2 protein-coding genes are annotated in these 2,690 nt (G+C 66.4%); both read left to right on the top strand.

The window, feature by feature from the left end; all coding sequences use genetic code 11:
* On the top strand, positions 1-1,532 hold a 1,532-nt coding region (locus GXB81_RS30820; protein WP_205991189.1), incomplete at its 5' end, for a PhoH family protein.
* Positions 1,533-1,750: 218 nt separating this feature from the next.
* Positions 1,751-2,690 (top strand): C40 family peptidase (locus tag GXB81_RS30815; protein WP_241016602.1); only part of this gene is annotated, 940 nt, incomplete at its 3' end.

Raw genomic sequence — 2,690 nt, 5'->3', positions numbered from 1 at the left:
CGCCGGCCGCGGCCGAGGCCGAACCGGTCGTGGCGCGCGCCCCGGCTGCCAAGCACGAGGCCGACACCGCTGCCGCCCCTGCGCCCGCCGCAAGCGGCACGCGCAAGAAACGCGGTACGGCCACCACCACGCCGGTCGAGGCGCAGAAGCTCTTCGTGCTCGACACGAACGTGCTGATGCACGATCCGAGCTGCCTGTTCCGTTTCGAGGAACACGACGTCTATCTGCCAATGATGACGTTGGAAGAGCTCGACAACCACAAGAAAGGCATGTCGGAAGTCGCGCGTAACGCGCGCCAGGTGAGCCGCACGCTCGACGCGCTCGTCGCCAATGCCGGCGACATGGCCGACGGCATCTCGCTCGCGCGCCTCGGCAGCCGCGAGGCGTCGGGCCGCCTGTTCTTCCAGACCCGCCTCACCGCGATCGAGCCGGTCGAAGGCCTGCCCGAAGGCAAGGCCGACAACCAGATCCTCGGCGTGGTGCGCGCGTTGCAGCGCGATCGCGCGGACCGCCAGGTCGTGCTGGTGTCGAAAGACATCAACATGCGCATCAAGGCGCACGCGCTCGGCCTGCCCGCCGAAGACTACTTCAACGACCAGGTTCTCGAAGACAGCGATCTGCTGTACACGGGCATCCGCGCGCTGCCGCAGGATTTCTGGACCCGGCACGCGAAGGGCATGGAAAGCTGGCAGGACACCAAGACCGGCACGACGTACTACCGGGTCACGGGGCCGCTGTGCGCGTCGATGCTCGTCAACGAGTTCGTCTATCTCGAGCCGCAGAACGGCGAGCCCGCGTTCCATGCGCTCGTGCGCGAAATCAACGGCAAGACGGCGCTGCTGCAAACGCTGCGCGACTACGGCCACCACAAGAACAACGTGTGGGGCATCACGGCGCGCAATCGCGAGCAGAACTTCGCGCTGAATCTGCTGATGAACCCGGAAATCGACTTCGTCACGCTGCTCGGCCAGGCCGGCACCGGCAAGACGCTGGTCGCGCTCGCGGCGGGCCTCGCGCAGGTGCTCGACGACAAGCGCTACAACGAGATCATCGTGACGCGCGCGACGGTGCCGGTCGGCGAAGACATCGGCTTTCTGCCCGGCACCGAAGAGGAAAAGATGCAGCCGTGGATGGGGGCCTTCGACGACAACCTCGAAGTGCTGCAGAAAACCGACGACGCCGCCGGCGAATGGGGTCGCGCCGCAACCCAGGAGCTGATCCGCTCGCGCCTGAAGATCAAGAGCATGAACTTCATGCGCGGCCGCACGTTCGTGGACAAGTATCTGATCATCGACGAGGCGCAGAATCTGACGCCGAAGCAGATGAAGACGCTCGTCACGCGCGCGGGTCCGGGCACGAAGATTATCTGCCTCGGCAATATCGCGCAGATCGACACGCCTTACCTGACCGAAGGCAGTTCGGGCCTGACCTACGTGGTCGACCGCTTCAAGGGCTGGGCGCATAGCGGACACGTGACGCTCGCGCGCGGCGAGCGCTCGCGTCTCGCCGATTACGCGTCGGAAATTCTCTAGGCTTCGGCCGGGCTTTTCCCGGCTTTCCCTGGCATCGCAAGCCGCGTCCGGATCGTTCCGGACGCGGCTTTTTTTATCGCCTTGGCGTTCCGCGCCGGCAACACTTAGCGCACAAACTTCAAGTAATTTATCAACAATTCTTGCCGCAGCCGCGTGTGACGGGCTACCATCGCGACATTCAGTCAGTAAACGGGCGTTTACCCGCCCGCCCCGTCTTCATGCTCCGACTCGCGTTTTCGCTGCTGATCGTGCTGTTGCTCGCCGCTTGTGCCGGCGCGCCGCAGAAAACGTCGCGCGGGCCGGCCGGCGGCATCGTCGTGGCGAACGGCGCGTATCACGCGCCGCCGCCGGGCTTCCCCCATTTCGTCGACCACAGCATCGGCCGCGAGGAAATCTCGATCCAGGCGATGAGCCTCGTCGGCGTGCCCTATCGCTGGGGCGGCAACACGCCAGACAGCGGCTTCGATTGCAGCGGCCTCGTGCGCTATGTCGTGCTGCGCGCCGCATCGGTAAATCTGCCGCGCACGACGGCCGAGATGAGCAGCCGCGGCGAATCGATCGAACCCGACGAAATCGCGCCCGGCGATCTGATCTTTTTCAACACGACCGGGCGTGCGCATTCGCACGTCGGCATCTACGTAGGCAAGCTGCGCTTCGTCAATGCGCCGTCGACAGGCGGCACGGTGCGCCTCGACTATCTGACCAATCCCTATTGGGCAAAGCGCTTCGACGGAATCCGCCGCATGGCCGGACCAGCCGCGACGCCGGCGCCGTTCGATACGCCGAGTTATCAGGCCGCGGCGCCGCAGCCGGAGCGTGGCGCCGCGGTGGCGGCGGCAACTGCGGCGGCCGTTCCGTCTACGTCGGGCTATGCGGGTGCACCTGCCGCGTCCGGTGGCATCACGTCCCCGCTGACGAGGCCCGCGCCTCAGGCACCGGTTTACGCAGGCGGTTCGTCCTCGCAGGCTGCGCGCCTTGAAACGGCGCCGAGAGTGCCTTCGACTGCCGCGCCCGCCGGCAACAACGGCGCGACCGCCTTCTTGCCGCCCGCGTTCATCGCGATGTTGCCGCCGATGCAGGATGCGTCGAGCGAGGTCGGATCGACCGCGAACACGAAGCCGGCGTGCTCGGCCGCCTCGGTCACGCGGCGCGTGACGA

The organism is Paraburkholderia sp. Ac-20336 (genome assembly GCF_017105025.1).
Taxonomy (GTDB): Bacteria; Pseudomonadota; Gammaproteobacteria; order Burkholderiales; family Burkholderiaceae; genus Paraburkholderia.
Note: the sequence above shows the minus strand (reverse complement) of the source record. Positions and strands in the feature narration are given on the sequence as shown.